Source organism: Zoogloea sp. 1C4 (assembly GCF_009469605.1).
GTDB lineage: Bacteria > Pseudomonadota > Gammaproteobacteria > Burkholderiales > Rhodocyclaceae > Zoogloea > Zoogloea oryzae.
This window is the reverse complement of the sequence record NZ_SSXU01000001.1, coordinates 138,373-156,711: the sequence shown is the minus strand read 5'-3', so window position 1 is coordinate 156,711 and position 18,339 is coordinate 138,373. Positions and strand designations below refer to the sequence as shown.

Below are 18,339 nucleotides of genomic sequence, written 5' to 3'. Positions count from 1 at the left end.
GATGAGCCAGCCCGCCTACAAACGCATTCTCCTCAAGCTCTCCGGCGAAGCCCTGATGGGCGACGACGCCTACGGCATCAACCAGGAGGTCGTTTCCGGCATCGTTCGCGATGTGGTCGAGGTGACCCGACTTGGGGTCGAGATCGGGATTGTGATTGGCGGCGGGAACATCTTCCGTGGCATGGCGGGGGCTGCGTCCGGAATGGACCGCGCCACCGCCGACTATATGGGGATGCTGGCCACCGTCATGAACGCCATGGCCCTTGCGGACGCCTTTCGCGCCGCCGGGGTCAATGCGCGGGTTCAGTCCGCGCTGCGGATCGACCAGGTGGTCGAGCCGTACATCCGTGGCAAGGCCATCCGCTACCTTGAAGAAGGTCGCGTCGTCATCTTTGGTGCCGGCACCGGTAATCCGTTCTTCACGACGGACACCGCTGCAGCCCTGCGCGGTTCCGAAATTGGTGCGGACATCGTGCTGAAAGCCACCAAGGTGGATGGCATCTACACCGCCGACCCGAAGAAGGATCCGGCCGCCACGCGTTTCCAGCGAATTTCCTTTGACGAAGCGATCGCCCGCAACCTCGCCGTGATGGATGCGACCGCGTTCGCGCTGTGCCGCGACCAGCGTCTTCCGATCAACGTCTTCAGCCTGTTCAAGAGCGGTGCGCTCAAGCGCGTCGTGATGGGCGAGGACGAAGGTACGCTGGTCTATTGCTGAGGATGAATCGATGATCCCGGAACTCAAGAAAACTACCGAAGCCAAGATGCAGAAGTCCATCGAGGCGCTCAAGCTGGATCTCGCGAAGGTGCGTACCGGCCGCGCGAGCACGGGCATTCTGGATCACGTGATGGTCGATTATTACGGTAGCCCGGTGCCGGTCAATCAGGTGGCCAACATCACCCTGATCGACGCCCGCACGATTGGTGTGCAGCCCTGGGAAAAACCGATGATCGGCAAGGTCGAGAAGGCCATCCGCGATTCCGACCTGGGTCTCAATCCGTCGTCCCAGGGCGAAGTGATCCGCGTTCCGATGCCGGCGCTGACCGAAGAGCGTCGCAAGGAACTGATCAAGGTCGTCAAGCATGAAGGTGAAGGGGCCAAGGTGGCCGTGCGCAATCTGCGCCGGGACGCCAACGCCTCCCTGAAGGATGCCCTGAAGGCCAAGACGATCTCGGAAGACGATGAGCGTCGTGCCCAGGACGACGTCCAGAAGCTGACCGACAAGGCAGTGGTCGAAATCGACAAGCTTCTCGCACAGAAAGAACAAGAGCTGATGCAGATCTGACCATCCGGTCAGTGTCTGCTTTCCCGGTTCTTTTCAGGCGGAGATTACATGGTGCGATTGCCGTTTACCAGCTCCACGCGGGGCGTACCTGAGGCTGCGCAGGTTCCGCGGCATATCGCGATCATCATGGACGGCAACGGGCGTTGGGCGCGAAAGCGCCTGATGCCACGGGTTGCGGGCCATGCCAAGGGCGTCGATTCCCTGCGCGAAGTCATCCGCACCTGCCTCGATCGCGGCGTCGAATATCTGACCGTCTTTGCCTTCAGCTCCGAGAACTGGCGTCGTCCGAAGGACGAGGTCTCGTTCCTGATGCAGCTGTTCGTGAAATCGCTCAAGGCCGAGATCGAGCGCATCCACCGCAACAACATTCGCCTGCGTGTCGTGGGTGATCTTGCGCCGTTCGACAAGGCGCTGGTCGATCTGATCGGCGATGGCGAAGCGCTCACAGCCGGCAACACCAAGATGAACCTGACGATCTGCGCCAACTATGGCGGTCGCTGGGACATCATGCAGGCCGTCGACAAGATGATTGCCGCTTGTGGCCCCCGCGAAGGCGGCTACGCCGAGGATGATCTGGCACCCCATCTGGCGCTGAGCTTCAGCCCGGAGCCGGATCTGTTCATCCGCACCGGCGGCGAAACCCGCATCAGCAATTTCATGCTCTGGCAGCTCGCCTATTCCGAGCTGTATTTCACCGACAAGCTGTGGCCCGAGTTCGGCGAGGCCGAACTGGATGCCGCCATTGCGTCCTATCAGGGGCGCGAGCGACGCTTCGGTCGGACCAGCGAGCAGGTTGTCGGCGGAGCGGATTCTTCCGGCTCAGGCCATGCTTAAAGCGCGGGTCATCACCGCGATTTTCCTGCTGGCAGGTCTGCTCTGCGCGCTGTTCCTGCTGCCGTCCTGGGGCTGGCTCGCTTTCGTGTCCGTCATCTGCGCGACGGCCGCCCACGAGTGGGGTGGCATCGTTGGCTACAAGGGCGGCCGGCGCTGGATCTACGCCATGCTGCTGGGGGCGTTGTGCCTCTCCTTCGGCCTCGTGGCCGGGTTGCACCGGGACGACACCGTTCCGCCCTTCAATCTCGTTCCTGCGTATGGGCTGAGCGCGCTGTTCTGGGTGCTATGCGTGCCGTTCTGGTTGCGGTCCCGCTGGGCGCTGCCCGGTGCTGGCGCCGCGGCGCTGGTGGGCTTTGTGCTGCTGATCCCGCCCAGTCTCGCAATGATCCACTTGCGCCTGCTCAGCCCCTGGCTGCTGCTGGGCGTGATGGCGTCGGTCTGGATCGCCGACATTGCGGCCTACTTCACCGGTCGTGCCTTCGGTCGGCGCAAGCTGGCGCCGGCGATCAGCCCTGGCAAGAGCTGGGAAGGTGCCTATGGTGCCGTCGCGGGCGTCGTGATCTACGGCCTGGTCTGCCTGTCTTACTTCCTGCCCCACGGGCTGGCTATTGGTCAGCTGGTGTTTGCGGCCGTCGGGCTCGTCGCCTTCACCGCGATCAGCATCATCGGTGATCTCTTCGAGTCGATGCTCAAGCGCCAGGCCGGCGTCAAGGACAGCGGCACGCTGCTGCCCGGCCATGGCGGTGTTCTCGACCGCATCGACAGCCTCACTTCGACTCTTCCGCTGGCGGGTCTGCTGGCCCTCTGGTTCGCCCGGTAAGCCATGGTTTCCGACAAAAAGTTCATCACCGTACTTGGTGCGACGGGCTCGATTGGTGTCAGCACCCTTGATGTCGTTGCGCGCCACCCGGAGCGTTATGGCGTTTTCGCCCTGACCGCCCACCGGCAGGTGGACAAGCTCTACCAGCAGTGCCTGCAGCATCGGCCGGCCTATGCGGTGCTGGATCGCGCCGAAGACGCGCAGGCGCTGCAGGCCCGTCTGGATGCGGCCGGCTGCTGCACGGAGGTGCTGGCTGGTGCAGCTTCGCTGGTGGCTGTTGCTTCTGCGCCGGAAGTCGACATGGTGATGGCCGCGATCGTCGGTGCCGCGGGTCTGGTTCCGACCCTCGCTGCAGCGCGCGCAGGCAAGCGCATCCTGCTGGCCAACAAGGAGGCGCTGGTGATGTCCGGCGCGCTCTTCATGCAGGAAGTCTCCGCCAACGGCGCGACCCTGCTGCCCATCGACAGCGAGCACAACGCGATCTTCCAGGCGCTGCCCAGCGGTTTTCGCCAGGGGGTTGATGGCACCGAGGTCACGCGCATCCTGCTTACCGCATCGGGTGGCCCGTTCCGCCGCAAGCCGCTTGAAGAGCTTGCTGCAGTGACGCCCGACATGGCCTGCGCTCACCCCAATTGGGTGATGGGCCGCAAGATTTCGGTCGATTCGGCGACCATGATGAACAAGGGGCTGGAAGTCATCGAGGCCCACTGGCTGTTCGGTGCACCCGCAGAGCGGATCGAGGTGGTGATCCATCCCGAGAGCGTCATCCACTCGATGGTGGCCTACGTGGATGGGTCGGTGCTGGCCCAGCTCGGCAACCCCGACATGCGCACGCCCATCGCCCACGCGATGGCTTATCCCGAGCGGGTCGATGCGGGCGTCAAGCCGCTCGATCTGTTTGCCGTCGGTCAGCTCAATTTCGAACGCCCCGATCTGCAGCGCTTTCCGTGTCTGGCGCTGGCTTACCGGGCGCTGGAGGAGGGGGGCATTGCGCCGGCAGTGCTCAACGCGGCCAACGAGATCGCTGTTGGCGAGTTCCTCGGCGGCGGCCTGCGTTTCGATCGCATCGCCGGGGTGATCGCTGCGACCCTCGACAGGATCGAAGCGCAGAGCGCGGATTCCCTTGAGGTTGTGTTCGAAGCGGATCGTCAGGCCAGACAGGTCGCGGCGAGTCTCGTTCGCCAGTATTGCTCGTGACCGGAGCGCCTCTGTTCATGCGGTGGCGGTCTGCAGGGGGTGCTCGATGAGCCTGCTCGATTACGTCCTGCCGTTTCTCGCGGCGCTCGGTGTGCTGATCATCGTCCACGAGTTTGGCCACTACATCATCGCGCGCCTGTGCGGCGTGAAGGTGCTGCGGTTCTCGCTGGGTTTCGGCAAGGTGCTGTTCATGCGGCGCCTTGGTGCCGACCAGACCGAGTGGGCGCTGTCGGTCTTTCCGCTTGGCGGTTACGTAAAAATGCTCGACGAGCGCGAAGCGCCGGTGCCAGCCGAAGAGCTGCACCGGGCGTTCAACCGTCAGTCCGTCTGGCGCCGGATCGCCATCGTCGCTGCCGGGCCGCTGGCCAACTTCGTGCTGGCCATCGTGCTTTACTGGGGGCTTTACGCCGGTGGTGTCGAGGAGATTCGCGCCCGCATCGGCGAGCCGCCAGCCGAGAGCCTGGCGGCTCAGGCAGGTTTCCAGGACGGCGAACTCGTGCGTTCCGTGAACGGCGACGAGGTGCAGACGTGGACCGATTTCCGTTGGCACCTGCTCAACGACGCCCTCGACCGACGCAGCGTCACCATCGAGACCATCAACGGGCAGAACGAGATCGCCTTCCGCAAGCTGGATCTGTCGGGGGTTGATGTGGATCAGACCCAGAACGACGCTGCGAGCCAGCTCGGCCTGCGTCTATATCGGCCCAAGCTGCCTGCGGTGCTCGGTCAGCTGAGCGCCGACGGCGCCGCTGCAACGGCCGGTCTGCAATCTGGCGACCGGGTGGTGCGGATTGGTGACAAGGCGGTCGAGACCTGGTCGGAGCTCGTCGCCAGCGTGCGCGATGCTGCGGGTCAGACGCTCGAGGTGGAAGTGCTACGCGGCAGCGAGACGCAGGTGGTGCAACTGGTGCCGAAGGCCATCGAGGAGAATGGTCGGACCATCGGACGAATCGGCGTCGCGATGGCCGATGCCGAAGGGCAGCGAGACCTCATGTTCGTCACCGTACGCTACGGGGCACTGGATGCGCTCACCAAGGGCATCAACCAGACCTGGGAAACCGCGACGATGAGCCTGTCGGTGCTCGGACGCATGATCGTCGGTGAGGTTTCGGTCAAGAATCTCAGCGGCCCGGTGACGATAGCCGACTTTGCCGGCCAGTCGGCCCGCATGGGCTGGGCCCATTACATCAAGTTCCTGGCGCTCATCAGCATCAGTCTTGGGGTCCTCAATCTGCTGCCGGTGCCCGTGCTTGATGGCGGACACTTGCTGTATTATGTGATCGAGATCATCAAGGGCGGCCCGGTTTCCGAACGCGTCATGGAAATCGGACAGCAGATTGGAATGGCTCTGCTGGCGGCGCTAATGGCTTTTGCCTTCTACAACGACATCAACCGCCTTGTTGCTAGCTGAAATCGGATGAAATCCACGCTCCTCTCCGGGGTGATTGCCGCGCTTTTCGCTGCTTCGCCCGCCTTGGCTTTCGAGCCTTTCGTTGTCAAAGACATTCGTGTTGAAGGGATCCAGCGGACCGAAGCCGGGACGGTGTTCAGCTATCTTCCGGTGAAGGTGGGCGAGCGCTTCTCGGAAGACAAGGCGTCCCAGGCGATCAAGTCGCTGTTCGCGACGGGCTTCTTCAAGGATGTGCGGATCGAAGTCGAGAACGATGTGATCATCGTTCTGGTGGACGAACGGCCCGCGATCTCCCAGATCGACTTCGTCGGCACCAAGGAATTCGAAAAGGATGCCCTCAAGAAGGGCCTGAAGGAAGTCGGCCTCGCCGAATCCCGCATCTTCGACCGCGCGCTGCTCGAACGTGCCGAGCAGGAACTCAAGCGCCAGTACCTCGCCAAGGGCCTGTACGGCGTGCAGATCACCACCACGGTCACGCCGCTCGAGCGGAACCGCGTGGGCGTGAACTTCAACGTGGTCGAAGGCGAAGCCGCCAAGATCCGTCAGATCAGCATCATCGGCAACAAGGCCTTCAAGGAGAAGGAGCTCGTCGAGCTGTTCTCCCTGACCACGCCGGGCTGGTTCACGTGGTTCTCGAAGAGCGACCAGTATTCCAAGCCCAAGCTTTCCGGCGACATCGAAAACCTGCGTTCCTTCTATCTGAATCGGGGCTACCTGGATTTCAGCATCGAGTCGACCCAGGTCTCGATCACGCCCGATAAAAAAGACATCTACATCACCCTCAGTATCGCCGAGGGGGAGAAGTACACGGTTTCCGATGTCAAGCTCGCGGGCAACATGGCAGTGCCTGAGGCGGAATTGCAGAAGCTCGTCAAGCTCAAGGCTGGCGACACCTTCGTGCGGGATTCGGTGACCGCCACCACCAAGGCGATCAGCGAGCGGCTCGGCAACGATGGCTACGCCTTCGCCAACGTGAATGCCGCGCCGGAAGTCGACAAGGCCAAGCGCGAAGTCGCCTTCACCTTCTTTGTCGATCCGGGTCGGCGCGTCTATGTGCGCAAGATCAACTTTTCGGGCAACGCGCGGACCCGCGATGAGGTGATCCGTCGCGAGATCCGCCAGATGGAAGGTGCGTGGTATGACGGCGCGGCGATCAACCGCTCCAAGGCCCGCCTCGACCGCCTCGGCTACTTCGAGGAAGTGACGATCGAGACGCCGGCGGTGCCGGGCTCGACCGATCAGGTAGATGCCAACTTCAGCGTCAAGGAACGCGCCACCGGCAACCTCATGCTCGGCGCAGGTTTCTCCAGCGCCGAAAAGGTGATCCTGTCCGGCTCCATCGCCCAGCAGAACCTCTTCGGCACCGGCAACGCGATGACCCTGCAGGTGAACACCGGCCGCATCAACAAGACGGTCGCCCTGTCCTTCACCAACCCGTACTGGACCATCGATGGCGTCAGCATGGGCTGGGACATCTATCAGCGTAACGTCGATCCCACCTCCCTGTCGGTGGCAACCTACAAGTCGTCGTCCATCGGTGCCGGCCTGCGCTTCGGCTACCCGATTGCCGAGGATGACCGGATCAACTTCGGCCTGGCCGTCGACCAGACCTCCATCAAGGTCTTCGACACCAGCCCGGCGCCGTACGTCAACTTCGTCAATACCTTCGGCGACACGGCCCGCAGCCTGGTCGCGACGGCCGGCTGGGCGCGGGATCGGCGTGACAGCTTCCTGTACCCGACGTCCGGCGTGTATCAGCGCGCGTCGCTGGAAGTCGCAACGCCGGCGCTCGACATGCGCTACGTCCGCGGCAGCTACCAGCATCAGTACTGGATCCCGTTCGGCGGCGGCTACGCGCTGATGCTGAACGGCGATCTCGGCTATGCCCACGGTTACGATGGCAAGGAACTGCCGTTCTACAAGAACTTCTACGCCGGCGGCATCGGTTCGGTGCGGGGCTACCAGCAGAGCACGCTGGGCCCGCACTACACCGACAGTAACGGCTATGTCCGTGCGCTCGGCGGCAACCGCCGGGTGGTGGGTAACGTGGAGTATTATTTCCCGATGCCCGGTGGCGGCAAGGACAAGTCCATGCGCCTTTCGCTGTTTGGTGACGCGGGTTATGTCTGGGGCGCGGACGACAAGGTCCGGGCTTCTGATTTGCGGTACAGTGCCGGGTTGGCGTTCAGCTGGAGCTCCCCGGTCGGTCCGCTCAAGTTCAGTCTTGGCCAGGCCCTCAAGAAAGAGGACGGGGACAGGACGCAAAAATTCCAGTTCCAGTTGGGTACGGTTTTCTGATTGCAGCCGTATCGGGTGCAGATGGAGGTTTCAGGTGAAAGGTATCGGTATATCCACGCTCGCAGCGCTGCTGCTTGCCGCCTTTGCGCAGACGGCGGTAGCCGAGGTGAAGGTCGGGTTCGTCAATTCGGACCGGGTGATGAAGGAAGCGCCGCCGGCAAAGCGTGCCCAGCAGAAGCTCGAGAAGGAATTCGAGAAGCGTGACCAGGATCTGCAGCGGATCGCCAAGCAGCTCCAGGGCATGCAGGAAGCCCTCGAGAAGAACGGCATGACCATGGCCGAGGGTGAGCGCCGCAACAAGGAGCGTGAGTTCAATGAACTCAACCGCGACTTTCAGCGCAAGCAGCGCGAGTTCCGTGAAGACCTGAACCAGCGTCGCAACGAAGAACTCGCCAGCGTTCTTGATCGTGCCAACAAGACGATCAAGCAGATCGCCGAGGCCGAGAAGTACGACATCATCTTCCAGGAAGCCGTCTACGCCAGCCCGCGTATCGACATCACCGATAAGGTGATCAAGGCGCTGACCGAAGCCAAGTAAGCGTTCGCCGATGGAAATCTCCCTTGGCGAACTGGTCGCCCGGCTGGGTGGCGAACTGGTCGGCGACGCGACGATTCGCGTTCGCCAGATCGCGTCGCTGGAAGCCGCGCGGCCCGGCGAAATCGCATTTCTCTCCAATCCGAAGCTGATCGCGGCTCTCGCATCGAGCGAGGCGTCGGCTTTCATCCTTTCGCCGAAGGCTGCCGGGCTCACCGAACGGGCCCGCATCCTCACGCCGGATCCCTACCTTTACTTCGCGCGCGCCGCGCAGCTGTTCAATCCGCCCAAACGGCCCGCTGCCGGCGTTCATCCGTCGGCGGTGGTCGCGTCAGCCCTGCCAGCTTCGGTCTCGGTCGCGCCCCAGGCGGTGATCGGTGAAGGCTGCGAGATCGGCGACGACTGCATCATTGGCGCCGGCTGTGTGCTGGGCGATGGCGTCCGGCTGGGTGCCGGCTCGCTCCTCCATGCGGGGGTGAAGATCTACGACAGCTGCACCATCGGTGCCCGCGCCATCATCCATTCGGGCGCCGTGATCGGTGCCGACGGCCTGGGTTTCGCGCGGGATGCCGACAAGCACTGGGTGAAGATTCCCCAGATCGGCCGCGTCATCATCGGCGACGACGTGGAGATCGGTGCCAACACCACCATCGACCGCGGCGCCTTGGACGACACGGTGATCGGCAACGGCGTGAAGCTCGACAACCTCATTCACGTGGCCCACAACTGCCGGATCGGCGACGATTCGATCATGGCGGCGATGGCGGGCCTGGCGGGCAGTACCGTCGTCGGCAAGCGTGTGATGGCAGGTGGCAAGGCCGGTTTTGCTGGTCACCTGGAGGTGGCCGACGATGTGACCATCTCGGCCGACACCAACGTCACCAAGAGCATCGACAAGGCCGGCGTCTACACGTCGATGATCCCGCTGCAGTCCCATGCAGACTGGGTCAGGAATTTCTCCCATCTGCGTCGTCTCGACGCGATGGCCGAGCGGCTGCGCGAACTCGAGAAGAAGCTCGGCGCCAAGGAATCATGAGGGAGCAAGAACAATGAGCATCATCGACATCAACGAGATCAAGAAATACATTCCCCACCGCTATCCGTTCCTGCTGGTGGATCGCATTCTCGAGCTGGAAGAGGGCAAGCGCGTCGTTGGCCTGAAGAACGTCACGGTGAACGAGCCGTTCTTCCCCGGCCACTTTCCCCACAGCCCGGTGATGCCCGGCGTGCTGATCATCGAAGCCCTGGCCCAAGCGGCTGCGGTGCTGGCCTTCAAGACTGAAGGCACGACGCCGGATCCGGATGCGATGGTGTATTTCGCCTCCGTCGATAACGTGCGCTTCAAGCGCCCGGTGGTGCCCGGCGACCAGCTGATCCTCGAAGCGGAAATCGTCCGGACGATCCGCAACATCTGGAAGTTCAAGGGGGTTGCCCGCGTCGACGGCGAAGTGGCGACCGAAGCTGAATTCATGTGCGCGATCAAGCGATGAGCATCCATCCGACTGCCATTGTCCATCTCGGTGCCCGTCTGGCCGACGGCGTGCAGGTCGGTGCCTATTCGATCATCGGCGAGCACGTCGAGATCGGAGAAGGCTCGTGGATCGGTCCGCATGTGGTCGTTGAGGGCCACACGAAGATCGGTCGCGACAACCGGATCTTCCAGTTCTGCTCCATCGGCTCCGAGCCCCAGGACAAGAAATACGCCGCCGAACCGACCCGCCTGGAGATCGGTGACGGCAACACGATCCGCGAGTTCTGCAGCTTCAGCACCGGCACGGTGCAGGATGGCGGCCTGACCCGCGTCGGCAACAACAACTGGATCATGGCCTACGTGCATGTCGCCCATGACTGCATGGTCGGCGACAACACGATCTTCGCCAACAACGCGACGCTGGCCGGCCACGTGACGGTGGGCGACTGGGCGATCCTCGGTGGTTTCACCGGCGTGCACCAGTTCGTCCGCGTGGGCGCGCACAGCTTCTGCGGTGTCGGCACGGTGCTGCTGCAGGATCTGCCGCCGTTTGTCACGGTGTCCGGCAACCCGGCCTCGCCCCACGGCATCAACAGCGAAGGCCTCAAGCGCCGGGGTTTTAGCGCAGAAGGCATCGCCGCCATCAAGCGGGCCTACAAGACCCTGTACCGCAACGGCCTGACCCTCGACGAGGCCCGCAAGCAGATCGCCGAAGCTGCCGCCTCGGCGCCCGAGTTGCAACAGTTCTCTGATTTCATCGCCGACTCCGGGCGTGGCATCGTTCGCTGATCCATGGTTGTGCGCATCGCCATGGTGGCGGGCGAGGCCTCCAGCGACCTCCTCGCCAGCCACCTGATCCGGGCGCTCAAGCGCCATCTCCCTGATGCCGAGTTCTTCGGCATCGGCGGGCCCAAGATGCAGGCCGAAGGCTTCAAGGCCTGGTGGCCGGCCGAAAAGCTGTCGGTCCACGGCTATGTGGACGCCCTCAAGAATTACCGCGAACTCTCTGGCATCCGCCGCAGCCTGCTGAACCGTCTGCTGGCCGATCGGCCGGCTGCCTTCATCGGCGTCGACGCGCCGGATTTCAGCCTGTGGCTGGAGCGCCGCCTGAAGGACAAGGGTATCCCGGCGATCCACTTCGTCAGTCCGTCCATCTGGGCCTGGCGCAAGGGCCGGCTGAAGGGCATCGCGCGATCGGTCAGCCACATGCTGTGCCTGTTCCCGTTTGAGCCCGAGCTTTACCGCACCGCTGGCGTGCCGGTGAGCTACGTGGGCCACCCGCTGGCCGATGTCTTTCCGCTGAAGCCGGATCAGGCAGGCGCCCGGGAAATGCTGCAGATCACTGGCGACGGCCCGGTGTTCGCCTTCCTGCCGGGCAGCCGCCAGTCCGAGCTGCGCAACCTCGCAGACACCTACATCGCCACTGCGGCGATCCTCCACGAGCGCCATCCTGATGCGCGCTTCCTGGTGCCGCTGGCGACCCGTGAGACTCGGCTGCTGTTCGAGGACGCGCTGCGGCGCCATGCCCACGTGGATCTGCCCATCCGCATCCTGTTCGGCCACGCCACCGACGCGATGATCGCTGCCGACGTGGTGCTGGTGGCGAGCGGTACCGCGACCCTCGAAGCGGCGCTCCTCAAGCGGCCGATGGTCATCACTTACAAGATCGGCAAGTGGTCGTTCCGGCTCATGAAGCGCATGGCCTATCTACCGTGGGTCGGCCTGCCCAATGTGCTCGCCAACCGCGAGGTGGTGCCCGAGGTGCTGCAGGATGCTGCCACGCCCCAGGCGCTCGCCGATGCCCTCGACGGCTGGCTGACCGACAAGGCGCGGGCCGCCGAGCTGGTCCAGGTGTTCACCGACATGCACCTGCAGCTGCGCCAGAACACCGCCGACAAGGCTGCGGCGGCGATCCTGCCTTACCTGCGCGGGCACGCCTGATGGAACGCCTGTGCGGCGTCGATGAGGCTGGCCGCGGCCCCCTGTGCGGGCCGGTGGTGGCGGCGGCGGTGATCCTCGATCCGGCCCGGCCCATCGTCGGGCTGGCCGATTCCAAGAAGCTGTCCGAGAAGCGCCGAGTCGCGCTGGCTGCCGAGATCCGCGAGAAGGCCCTGGCCTGGTGCGTGGCCGAGGCGAGCGTCGAGGAGATCGACCGGCTGAACATCCTCCATGCGTCGATGCTCGCCATGCAGCGTGCGGTCGCCGGGCTTAAGCCCGCGCCGACCCGGGCCCAGGTGGATGGCAACCGCTGCCCGCAACTGGCTGTGCCCTGCGAGGCCATCGTGAAGGGTGACGCCCTGGTGCCCGAGATCTCGGCGGCGTCCATCCTCGCCAAGACGGCGCGGGACGCGCAGCTGCTCGAGCTCGACCGGAAGTATCCCCAGTACGGCCTCGCCGGCCACAAGGGCTACCCGACGCCGGCCCACCTGGCCGCGCTGCGGGCCCACGGTGCCTGCGAGATCTACCGCAAGAGCTTTGGGCCGGTTCATGATGTGATTGCCAACCCGCCGCTCTGGACAGACGAGGACTGCACATGAAGCTCCACCATCTGATGCTCTTCATCCATCTGGCCGGCGTGATCGTATGGGTCGGCGGGATGGCGTTTGCGCACTTCTGCCTGCGTCCGGCTGCGCTGGAACTGCCGCCGGCCGATCGGCTCGGGCTGTGGAGCCGGGTGCTCGGACGTTTCTTCCGCATCGTCTGGGTGGCGATCGGCGCGATCGTCGTAAGTGGTTTCGCAATGCTGCTCGAAGTGGGCTTCGCCCAGGCGCCGCGCTCGTGGCACGTGATGGCCGGTGTGGGGCTGGTGATGGCGGTGGTGTTCGCCAGTATCTGGTTCGGGCCGTGGCGCGGATTGCAGCAGGCAGTGATGGAGGCCAGCTGGGCTCAGGGCGCCAAGGCGATGAACGAGATCCGCCAGCGGGTGATGCTCAACCTGATCCTCGGCACGCTCACGGTGGCGCTGGCCACCCTCGGCCTGGCCTTCTGAACCGTGAAGCAGATCACCTCCCGCGATAACCCGACGGTCAAGCACCTCCACGCCCTGGCCACGTCAGCCCGGGATCGGCGCACCAGCGGCGAGACGCTGCTCGACGGCGCCCACCTGCTGGGTGTCGCGCTGGAGCGGGGTGTTCAGCCGCTACGGGTGGTGGTGAGCGAGAGCGGGCGACGCTTGCCCGAAATCGCCGCGCTGCTGGCCGGCTGTTCTTCGGACATCTGCATCGAACTGCCGGACCGTCTGTTTGCCCACGTAAGCCCGGTGGATGCGCCCAGCGGCGTGCTGGCGGTGATGGCGATCCCCGACGCTCCGGCGGCGGTGGCGCTTGCCGGCAGCTGCGTGGTGCTCGACGGCGTGCAGGACCCAGGCAACCTGGGCACCATCCTGCGCACTGCCGCGGCGGCTGGCGTGACGGATGTGCTGCTCACGCCGGGCTGCGCCCAGGCCTGGTCGCCCCGGGTGCTGCGGGCGGCGATGGGGGCACATTTCGGGCTGCGCATCCGTGAGGGCGTTGATGCCGCCGTGGCGCTGGCCGATTATCCTGGCGAGATCCTCGCGGCGGATCTGCGAGATTCGGTCGAACTCTACGACCTCGACCTGCGCGGGCCGGTGGCCTGGCTGTTCGGGTCGGAGGGTCAGGGCTTGTCGCAGGCCGTGGCCGGGCTTGCAACCAAGCGGGTGCTGATCCCGATGCCGGGTGGCATGGAGTCCCTCAACGTGGGTGTTGCCGCGGGCGTGTGCCTGTTCGAGCAGCTGCGCCAGCGGCGCGCTTCAGGCCGGTAAGGGCAGTTCCAGCGATGCCGCAGCTGCGGCGGCGTTGCCGTCGGGCTGGAAGTGCACCACCCCCAGCAGCGGCGCCGGCATGCGGGCCTTGAGGGCTTCGAGGTTCTGATCAAAACGCAGCATGGCCGGATCGACCTGATTCGCCACCCAGCCGGCGATGGTCAGGCCGCGCGCGGCCACCGCCTCGGCTGTCAGCAGCGCATGATTGATGCAGCCCAGACGCATTCCCACCACGATGATCACCGGCAGGCCCAGATCCCGGGCCAGATCGGCGGTGTCGTAGTCGTCCGACAGCGGCACGCGAAAGCCACCCACGCCTTCCACCAGCACCAGATCGGCCTTGCCCTTGAGCGTTTCGAACGCGTCGAGGATGCTGCCCGTTTCGAGCGTCACGCCTTCTTCAGCCGCGGCGATGTGTGGCGCGATGGGGCTGGCGAGGCAGTAGGGGTTGAGCAGCGCGAGGCCCGGATCGAAGCTGCAGGCGGCGCGGATGCGGGCGGCGTCTTCGTTGAGGAATTCGCCGTTCACCATCTCGGCGCCGGCGGCGATGGGTTTCATGCCGAGGGCGCTGAGGCCGCGGGCGCGGGCTGCGTGGAGGAGGGTGCAGGTGACGAAGGTCTTGCCGATTTCGGTGTCGGTGCCGGTGATGAAGAACGCGCTCATTTCAGGTTTTCAGGTCTTTTCGGCGATGAGCCAGAAGGTGTCGTAGGACGCGGGCAGCCCGTCCGGGCCCCGGTGGGCTTCGTAGGCGGCGGAGAGCCGTGCCCAGGCGGTCTTGCCCAGGGGCGCGCGGCGGCGCGGGGCGCCGGTCTGGTGGGCGCCGAGGGTCTTGATGTCGGTGAGCAGGCTGCGCAGGTCGGGCGCCCAGGCGTGGAGTGTGTCGCGGTCGCTGTCGAGCACCCGCAGGCCGGCGCATTCGGCGGCGTCGATGACGACTTCGGGCGGCTGGAAGCGCAGCACGTGCTCGTCGTTGTCCACGTGGCGGAAGGCGTCGCGGAGTTCGGTGAGGGTGCCGGGGCCGAGGGTGGCGATCCACAGCTGGCCGCCCGGGGCGAGGGCGCGGGCGAGCTCTGGCAGGGCGCGGCGCGGGTTGCACCATTGCAGCGCGTAGCTTGACCACAGGGCGTCGAGGCTGCCGGCGGCGATGGGCAGGTGTTCGAGGTCGGCGCAGACGGGCAGGGCCAGGCCCGGCGGGTGGCGGCGCAGCATCGCCGGGGCGAAGTCGAGGGCGAACAGCGTGGCGGCCGGATAGGCGCGGGAGAGGCCGGCGAGGGCGTAGCCGGTGCCGCAGCCGGCGTCGAGGATGCGCTGGGGGGCGAAGCCGCGGCCGGTGGCAAGGGTGAGCAGGCGGTCGCAGGCGGCGCGCTGGACGGTGGCGACGGCGTCGTAGGCGTCGGCGGCCTTGTCGAAGGCGGCCCGGACGGCGCGCTTGGGAGCCGGGGCGTCAGTCACGGATGAAGCTTTCGATGAGGGTGGCGCAGTCGGCCGGACGCGAGACGAAGGGCGCGTGGCCGCTGTGCTGGAAGACCGACAGCCGGCCGTTGGGCAGGTGGTCGGCCAGCCATTCGGCAGCGGCGACTGGCATCAGCTTGTCTTCGCTGCCGTGGAGCAGGCGCACCGGCTGGGTGATCCGGCTGACGAGGGGGCGCTGGTCGGTCTCGGCGAGCAGGCGCAGTCCGGTGGCAAGCGCCGGCTGGCGGTTGGCGTCGGCGGGCGTGAGGGTGGCCGTGAGCGTGGCGGACACCTCGCGTCGGGCGGCATCGCCCAGGGCCTGCAGGGCGACGAAGCGGCGCTGGGTGGCGGCCGGGTCGAGATCGAAGCTTTGGCGGAACTCGGTAAGGGTGTCGACGGGTATCGCGGTGGGCCAGTTGTCGGTCTGGACAAAGCGCGGGCTGGCGGCGATCAGTAGCAGCCGGGCGATCTTGTGCGGCGCGTGGGCGGCCAGGTGCAGGGCGAGCTGGGCGCCGAGGGACCAGCCGACCACGGTGGCGCCGTCGGGCAGCGCCGGGATCAGGGCGTCGGCCCAGTCGGTGAGGGTTTCGCCGGCAGCGGGCGCAGCGCCATGACCGGGGAGATCGGGCGTGTGGATCGTCAGGTCCGACGAAAGCTGTGTGGTGAGCGGCGCCCACACGGCCGACGACAGGCCCCAGCCATGGAGCAGGACGAGCGGCGCGCTCATGTCGGCGCGGCCTCGAGGCGGTTGAGGGTGGCGACGAGGCGGTCGACCTGCTCGAAGCTGTGCGCGGCCGACAGGGTGACGCGCAGGCGCGCCGCGCCCTTGGGCACCGTGGGTGGGCGGATCGCCGGCACCCAGATGCCTTCGGCGTCGAGGGCACGGGAGACGGCGAGGGTCTCGTGGTTGTCGCCGATCACCACCGGCTGGATCGGGGTGTCGGAGGGCAGCAGCTGCCAGCGGGAGAGGCGCAGGCCGGCCTTGAAGCGGGCGATCAGGGCGTTGAGGTGGGCACGCCGAGTGTCGCCCTGCTCCATGAGATCCAGCGCGCTGAGCAGGGTATGGGCGATGAGCGGCGGGGCGCCAGTGGTGAAGATGTAGCTGCGGCTCTTGCTCACCAGCCACTCGATGACATCCCGCTGGCCGGCAACGAAGGCGCCGGAGACGCCGGCGGCCTTGCCGAGGGTGCCCATGTAGATCAGGCGCGGTGACGACAGTCCGAAGTGGGCCAGACTGCCGCGGCCTTGCGGGCCGAGCACGCCGAAGCCGTGGGCGTCATCCACCAGCAGCCAGGCCTTGTGGGCCTCGGCCAGGGCGAGGAGTTCGGGCAGCGGGGCGAGGTCGCCGTCCATGCTGAACACACTGTCGGTGACGATCAGCTTGCGCGGGGCCGTTGAGGCCTCGAGCCGGGCAGCGAGGGCGGCGAGGTCGCTGTGGGGGTAGCGGATGAATTCGGCACGGGAGAGGAGGGCGCCATCCACTAGAGAGGCGTGGTTCACCTTGTCGGCGAAGATCGCGTCGCCCCGGCCGACCAGGGCCGGCATCACGCCGATGTTGGCCATGTAGCCGGTGGAGAAATACAGCGCGTCGTCCATGCCGACGAAGCGGGCGAGGCGTGTTTCGAGCTCGTCGTGGACGGCGTAATGGCCGCTAACGAGGTGGGACGCGCCGGAGCCGACGCCCCAGCGTTGGGCGCCCTGGCTGGCGGCTTCGGCCAGCGAGGGCTCGGCGGCGAGGCCGAGGTAGTCGTTGGAGCAGAAGGCGATGACCGGGTCGGGCCGGTCGGCAAGCCCCGCAACCGGCGCGCACGGGGTGGTGACGACCCGGCGGCGGCGGCGCAGGCCGGCTTCGTCGATATCGGCGAGGCTGGCGGAGATTTCGAGGAGCGGGTCGATGGGCTCAGGCAAGGCTGGCCTCCAGGGCCGCGGCGGTCTGGCTTGCCAGATGATCGATCTCGGCGTCGCTGAGGATGTAGGGCGGCATGGTGTAGACCGTGTTGCCGATGGGGCGCAGCAGCAGCTCGCGGGCCAGCGCCTCGGTGAAGAAGCGGCGCGAGAAGCCGGCCGGTGCGCCTTCCACGTCGAAGGCCAGGATCATGCCCCGCTGGCGCAGGTGGCGCACGGCCGGGTGGCTGCCGATGGCGGCGCGGAAAGCGGCACCCAGGCGTTCGGCCTTGATCCGGTTGGCGGCGAGCACGTCGTCCTGGGCGAAGATGTCGAGCGTTGCCAGCGCCGCCCGGCAGGCCAGCGGATTGCCGGTGTAGCTGTGGGAATGCAGGAAGCCGCGGGCGGTGTCGTCGTCGTAGAAGGCGGCGAAGACGTCGTCGGTGGCGAGCACGATGGAGAGCGGCAGGTAGCCGCCGGAGATGCCCTTCGAGAGACAGATGAAATCCGGCCAGATGCCGGCCTGCTCGCAGGCGAAGAAGGTGCCGGTGCGGCCGCAGCCGACGGCGATCTCGTCGGCCACCAGATGCACCCGGTGGCGGGTGCAGATCTCGCGGGCGAGGCGCAGGTATTCCGGGTCGTACATCACCATGCCCGAGGCGCACTGGATGAGCGGCTCGACGATCAGCGCGGCAGTCTCGTGTCCGTGTTCGGCCAGGTGGGCGTCGAGGGCGGCGGCGGCGCGGCGGGCCAAGTCGACGGCGCTCTCACCCGGCGCGGCGTGGCGTGCGTCGGGGCTGGGCACGCAGGTGCCGGCGCGGACCAGCGGGGCGTAGGCGTCGCGGAAGATGGCGACATCGGTGACGGCCAGGGCGCCGACGGTCTCACCGTGGTAGCTGCCGGCGAGGCTGACGAAGCGGTTCTTGTCGGGCTGGCCGTGGTTGCGCCAGTAGTGGGCGCTCATCTTGAGGGCGATCTCGGTGGCCGAGGCGCCGTCGGAGGCGTAGAAGGCGTGGCCCAGCTGGTGCTGCGTGAGGGCGGCGAGGCGTTCGGAGAGCTCGACCACCGGCTCATGGGTGAAGCCGGCGAGCATCACGTGTTCGAGCTGGTCGAGCTGCTGCTTGAGGGCGGCGCCGATGCGCGGGTTGGCGTGACCAAAGAGATTGACCCACCAGGAGCTGATCCCGTCCAGGTAGCGGCGGCCGTCCATGTCGTAGAGCCAGGCGCCTTCGCCCCGTTTGATCGGCACCAGTGGCAGCTGCTCGTGGTGCTTCATCTGGGTGCACGGATGCCACACGGCGGCGAGGGAGCGACCGAGGAGGCTGGCGTTGGCGGAGTTGCGGTCGACGGACATGGGCTGGCTTCAGAAG

Annotated in this window: 20 protein-coding genes; 15 read left to right on the top strand and 5 right to left on the bottom strand. The window is 66.1% G+C overall.

The window, feature by feature from the left end:
• Nucleotide 1: 1 nt before the first annotated feature.
• Genes pyrH through GH681_RS23270 form a run of 15 tightly spaced genes read left to right on the top strand, consistent with a single transcriptional unit; the run spans nucleotide 2 to nucleotide 13,633 of the window.
• Nucleotides 2-718: a UMP kinase gene (gene pyrH / locus GH681_RS00625; protein ID WP_153159522.1), complete on the top strand. Its 717-nt coding sequence runs from the start codon at nucleotides 2-4 to the stop codon at nucleotides 716-718.
• 10 nt (nucleotides 719-728) lie between these two features.
• Nucleotides 729-1,286 (top strand): ribosome recycling factor, encoded by a 558-nt coding sequence (gene frr, locus GH681_RS00620; RefSeq protein WP_153159521.1) that lies wholly within the window; start codon nucleotides 729-731, stop codon nucleotides 1,284-1,286.
• A 48-nt stretch (nucleotides 1,287-1,334) separates the two neighbouring features.
• A complete protein-coding gene (gene uppS / locus GH681_RS00615; protein ID WP_153159520.1) occupies nucleotides 1,335-2,120 on the top strand; it encodes a polyprenyl diphosphate synthase in 786 nt (261 codons plus the stop codon).
• Nucleotides 2,113-2,940 carry a phosphatidate cytidylyltransferase gene (locus GH681_RS00610; protein WP_153159519.1) on the top strand — a complete coding sequence of 276 codons (828 nt, stop codon included), beginning with the start codon at nucleotides 2,113-2,115 and terminating at the stop codon, nucleotides 2,938-2,940. Before uppS ends, GH681_RS00610 begins: the two co-directional genes overlap by 8 nt.
• Before the next feature lie 3 nt (nucleotides 2,941-2,943).
• Nucleotides 2,944-4,137: a 1-deoxy-D-xylulose-5-phosphate reductoisomerase gene (ispC, locus tag GH681_RS00605; RefSeq protein WP_153159518.1), complete on the top strand. Its 1,194-nt coding sequence runs from the start codon at nucleotides 2,944-2,946 to the stop codon at nucleotides 4,135-4,137.
• A gap of 46 nt (nucleotides 4,138-4,183) precedes the next feature.
• On the top strand, nucleotides 4,184-5,548 hold the full coding sequence (gene rseP / locus GH681_RS00600) for an RIP metalloprotease RseP (RefSeq protein ID WP_153159517.1): 1,365 nt from the start codon (nucleotides 4,184-4,186) through the stop codon (nucleotides 5,546-5,548).
• 6 nt (nucleotides 5,549-5,554) lie between these two features.
• Nucleotides 5,555-7,846: an outer membrane protein assembly factor BamA gene (bamA, locus tag GH681_RS00595; RefSeq protein ID WP_153159516.1), complete on the top strand. Its 2,292-nt coding sequence runs from the start codon at nucleotides 5,555-5,557 to the stop codon at nucleotides 7,844-7,846.
• 43 nt (nucleotides 7,847-7,889) lie between these two features.
• The gene (locus GH681_RS00590) at nucleotides 7,890-8,384 is read left to right on the top strand and encodes an OmpH family outer membrane protein (protein ID WP_153159876.1); all 495 of its coding nucleotides are present in this window, start codon (nucleotides 7,890-7,892) and stop codon (nucleotides 8,382-8,384) included.
• Between the two features lie 10 nt (nucleotides 8,385-8,394).
• The gene (lpxD, locus tag GH681_RS00585; RefSeq protein ID WP_153159515.1) at nucleotides 8,395-9,417 is read left to right on the top strand and encodes a UDP-3-O-(3-hydroxymyristoyl)glucosamine N-acyltransferase; all 1,023 of its coding nucleotides are present in this window, start codon (nucleotides 8,395-8,397) and stop codon (nucleotides 9,415-9,417) included.
• A 19-nt stretch (nucleotides 9,418-9,436) separates the two neighbouring features.
• On the top strand, nucleotides 9,437-9,871 hold the full coding sequence (fabZ, locus tag GH681_RS00580; RefSeq protein ID WP_367179933.1) for a 3-hydroxyacyl-ACP dehydratase FabZ: 435 nt from the start codon (nucleotides 9,437-9,439) through the stop codon (nucleotides 9,869-9,871).
• On the top strand, nucleotides 9,868-10,641 hold the full coding sequence (gene lpxA / locus GH681_RS00575) for an acyl-ACP--UDP-N-acetylglucosamine O-acyltransferase (RefSeq protein WP_153159514.1): 774 nt from the start codon (nucleotides 9,868-9,870) through the stop codon (nucleotides 10,639-10,641). Before fabZ ends, lpxA begins: the two co-directional genes overlap by 4 nt.
• 3 nt (nucleotides 10,642-10,644) lie before the next feature.
• Entirely contained in the window at nucleotides 10,645-11,793 is a 1,149-nt protein-coding gene (gene lpxB, locus GH681_RS00570; RefSeq protein ID WP_153159513.1) for a lipid-A-disaccharide synthase, read from the top strand.
• Complete coding sequence (gene rnhB, locus GH681_RS00565) at nucleotides 11,793-12,389, top strand: ribonuclease HII (RefSeq protein WP_153159512.1); 597 nt, start codon at nucleotides 11,793-11,795, stop codon at nucleotides 12,387-12,389. The genes lpxB and rnhB overlap by 1 nt, the downstream gene beginning before the upstream one ends.
• A complete protein-coding gene (locus tag GH681_RS23275; protein ID WP_194271092.1) occupies nucleotides 12,386-12,841 on the top strand; it encodes a CopD family protein in 456 nt (151 codons plus the stop codon). The genes rnhB and GH681_RS23275 overlap by 4 nt, the downstream gene beginning before the upstream one ends.
• Nucleotides 12,842-12,844: 3 nt before the next feature.
• Nucleotides 12,845-13,633, top strand: a complete 789-nt coding sequence (locus GH681_RS23270) for an RNA methyltransferase (protein WP_194271091.1) — start codon at nucleotides 12,845-12,847, stop codon at nucleotides 13,631-13,633.
• Here GH681_RS23270 and bioD read toward each other — a convergent pair.
• The 5 genes from bioD to GH681_RS00535 are packed head-to-tail and all read right to left on the bottom strand — an operon-like array spanning nucleotide 13,622 to nucleotide 18,323.
• Complete coding sequence (gene bioD, locus GH681_RS00555; RefSeq protein WP_153159511.1) at nucleotides 13,622-14,296, bottom strand: dethiobiotin synthase; 675 nt, start codon at nucleotides 14,294-14,296, stop codon at nucleotides 13,622-13,624. The two genes, GH681_RS23270 and bioD, sit on opposite strands and share 12 nt — an antisense overlap.
• 9 nt (nucleotides 14,297-14,305) lie before the next feature.
• Nucleotides 14,306-15,085 (bottom strand): methyltransferase domain-containing protein, encoded by a 780-nt coding sequence (locus tag GH681_RS00550; protein ID WP_153159510.1) that lies wholly within the window; start codon nucleotides 15,083-15,085, stop codon nucleotides 14,306-14,308.
• The gene (locus GH681_RS00545; protein WP_153159509.1) at nucleotides 15,078-15,812 is read right to left on the bottom strand and encodes an alpha/beta fold hydrolase; all 735 of its coding nucleotides are present in this window, start codon (nucleotides 15,810-15,812) and stop codon (nucleotides 15,078-15,080) included. The genes GH681_RS00550 and GH681_RS00545 overlap by 8 nt, the downstream gene beginning before the upstream one ends.
• Complete coding sequence (gene bioF, locus GH681_RS00540) at nucleotides 15,809-16,993, bottom strand: 8-amino-7-oxononanoate synthase (protein WP_153159508.1); 1,185 nt, start codon at nucleotides 16,991-16,993, stop codon at nucleotides 15,809-15,811. Before bioF ends, GH681_RS00545 begins: the two co-directional genes overlap by 4 nt.
• On the bottom strand, nucleotides 16,986-18,323 hold the full coding sequence (locus GH681_RS00535) for an adenosylmethionine--8-amino-7-oxononanoate transaminase (RefSeq protein WP_153159507.1): 1,338 nt from the start codon (nucleotides 18,321-18,323) through the stop codon (nucleotides 16,986-16,988). Before GH681_RS00535 ends, bioF begins: the two co-directional genes overlap by 8 nt.
• Nucleotides 18,324-18,339: the final 16 nt, after the last annotated feature.

Excerpts from the sequence above, each read along its gene's own strand:
- pyrH (WP_153159522.1), top strand. The coding sequence starts at position 2 with ATGAGCCAGCCCGCCTACAAACGCATTCTCCTCAAGCTCTCCGGCGAA.
- lpxD (WP_153159515.1), top strand. The coding sequence starts at position 8,395 with ATGGAAATCTCCCTTGGCGAACTGGTCGCCCGGCTGGGTGGCGAACTG.
- lpxB (WP_153159513.1), top strand. The coding sequence starts at position 10,645 with ATGGTTGTGCGCATCGCCATGGTGGCGGGCGAGGCCTCCAGCGACCTC.
- GH681_RS00535 (WP_153159507.1), bottom strand. The coding sequence starts at position 18,323 with ATGTCCGTCGACCGCAACTCCGCCAACGCCAGCCTCCTCGGTCGCTCC.
- GH681_RS00545 (WP_153159509.1), bottom strand. The coding sequence starts at position 15,812 with ATGAGCGCGCCGCTCGTCCTGCTCCATGGCTGGGGCCTGTCGTCGGCC.
- lpxA (WP_153159514.1), top strand. The coding sequence starts at position 9,868 with ATGAGCATCCATCCGACTGCCATTGTCCATCTCGGTGCCCGTCTGGCC.
- uppS (WP_153159520.1), top strand. The coding sequence starts at position 1,335 with ATGGTGCGATTGCCGTTTACCAGCTCCACGCGGGGCGTACCTGAGGCT.
- bioD (WP_153159511.1), bottom strand. The coding sequence starts at position 14,296 with ATGAGCGCGTTCTTCATCACCGGCACCGACACCGAAATCGGCAAGACC.
- GH681_RS00610 (WP_153159519.1), top strand. The coding sequence starts at position 2,113 with ATGCTTAAAGCGCGGGTCATCACCGCGATTTTCCTGCTGGCAGGTCTG.
- GH681_RS23275 (WP_194271092.1), top strand. The coding sequence starts at position 12,386 with ATGAAGCTCCACCATCTGATGCTCTTCATCCATCTGGCCGGCGTGATC.
- ispC (WP_153159518.1), top strand. The coding sequence starts at position 2,944 with ATGGTTTCCGACAAAAAGTTCATCACCGTACTTGGTGCGACGGGCTCG.
- frr (WP_153159521.1), top strand. The coding sequence starts at position 729 with ATGATCCCGGAACTCAAGAAAACTACCGAAGCCAAGATGCAGAAGTCC.
- bamA (WP_153159516.1), top strand. The coding sequence starts at position 5,555 with ATGAAATCCACGCTCCTCTCCGGGGTGATTGCCGCGCTTTTCGCTGCT.
- rnhB (WP_153159512.1), top strand. The coding sequence starts at position 11,793 with ATGGAACGCCTGTGCGGCGTCGATGAGGCTGGCCGCGGCCCCCTGTGC.
- rseP (WP_153159517.1), top strand. The coding sequence starts at position 4,184 with ATGAGCCTGCTCGATTACGTCCTGCCGTTTCTCGCGGCGCTCGGTGTG.